A 1,659-nucleotide genomic window follows, 5' to 3' on the forward strand; every position below is an offset into this window, starting at 1 on the left:
GGGGAAAATCCCTTCGAGCGGATCACCGTCCTGAAGAAGGGCGCCCCGAAAACCCCGCACGGAATGCTGCTGCGCGGACAAAACATCGTTCAATACACCAGCTTCCCGGACGATGTCGTTGAGACCTTCATCCGCTGCACGGCGGACCGCGGTATGGATGTGCTCCGTATTTTCGATGCGCTTAACGATCCGCGGAATTTGGAGACTTCGATCCGTGCCACACTCGCCGCCGGGAAACACGCCCGCGGCGAGATTTGCTACACCATAAGTCCGGTCCACACTGTCGAAGCCTTCGTCGATTTCGGCGAAGCGCTTGTCGATCTCGGTTGCCAGTCGGTCAGCATCAAAGACATGGCCGGACTTATCACGCCGAAGATCGCCTACGATCTCGTCTCCGCGCTGAAAAAGCGGGTGAGTGTGCCTATCATTTTGCACAGCCATGACACCGCAGGCATGGCTGCCTCGTCCTACCTTGCCGCGATCGAGGCCGGGGTCGATGTGGTGGAAACCTCGATCGTGCCGTTCGCCAACGGAACATCGCAGCCCGACACCTTGCGCATGATGGCCTTGCTTGAGGGACATCCGCGCTCTCCGGATTACGACCGCGAGGGCCTCACTCGCCTGCGCGCGCACTTCGAGAAGGTCTATGCGGAGTTGAAAGCCTTCACCAATCCGGCCAACGAACGCGTCGATGTCGACATCCTGACCTATCAGGTCCCCGGCGGCATGCTGAGCAACTTCCGCAACCAGCTGAAAGAGCAGGGGATGGCTGAGCGCTATAACGAAGTGCTCAAGGAAATGCCGGTGGTCCGCGCCGCACTCGGTTACATCCCGCTTGTCACCCCGACCTCCCAGATCGTCGGCACGCAGGCCATGCTCAACGTGAAATTCGGGCGTTGGAAAATGATTTCGCAGCCGGCGCAAGACGTTGTCCTCGGCAAATACGGCAAAACGCCCGGTCCGGTTGACCAGGAGTTGCTCGCACTGGTCGAAAAACAGAGTGGCAAGAAGACTGTCACTGTCCGCCCCGCCGATCTGCTCGAACCCGGCATGCCATCACTACGGGACAAGCTGAAGGAAAAGGGTCTGCCCGAGGATGATGAAACCGCGGTGTTGTTTGCCATGTTCCCGGTCGAGACGGACAAACTTTTGCGCGGCGGGAAGCCAGCCGCTTCGGTCGAGGCGGCGCCCGTATCGCGCCCTCGGTCAGCTGCGCGACCCAAAAAATACGTCATGCAAATTGAAGGCAAAAAACACAGCGTTGAGGTCGAAGAGGTGGTGGCATGAGCGCGCTCATTGACGGAAAGATCGACCTTTCGGACTTCCGGTCCTCGTCGCTCGCCGACTGGCGCGCTGCGGCCGAAGCGACGCTCAAGGGCAAGCCGCTCGACGACCTCACGACGAAGACTTCCGACGGTCTGACCGTCGAACCAATCTACACGAGCGAGAATTTTGTGTTGCTCCCCGGCGGCGAGGCTGATCCCGGCGTGTTTCCCTATCTTCGCGGCGGCAAAGCGTCAGCTGATTGGACGACGATCGAGCAAGGCGAAGCACCTTTGCCCGATGGCGGCCTGCGCATTGATGCCAGTCCGCACGCCAAAGAGGGTGCCGCGGCGGGAGTGGCTGCAGCATGGACTAAAGGACTCGAGGCATTGCGCG

General features: G+C 60.2%; 2 protein-coding genes. Both read left to right on the forward strand.

Going from position 1 to position 1,659, the window contains the following annotated elements:
* A partial coding sequence (locus tag FGM15_13630; protein ID MBU3666898.1) for a pyruvate carboxylase subunit B occupies nt 1-1,287 on the forward strand: 1,287 nt, incomplete at its 5' end.
* Nucleotides 1,284-1,659, forward strand: a 376-nt coding sequence (locus tag FGM15_13635; GenBank protein MBU3666899.1) for a hypothetical protein, incomplete at its 3' end; no start/stop codon positions are given. The genes FGM15_13630 and FGM15_13635, both read left to right, overlap by 4 nt.

The sequence above is a fragment of the Chthoniobacterales bacterium genome (assembly GCA_018883245.1).
In the GTDB taxonomy this organism is placed as follows: Bacteria; Verrucomicrobiota; Verrucomicrobiia; order Chthoniobacterales; family JACTMZ01; genus JACTMZ01.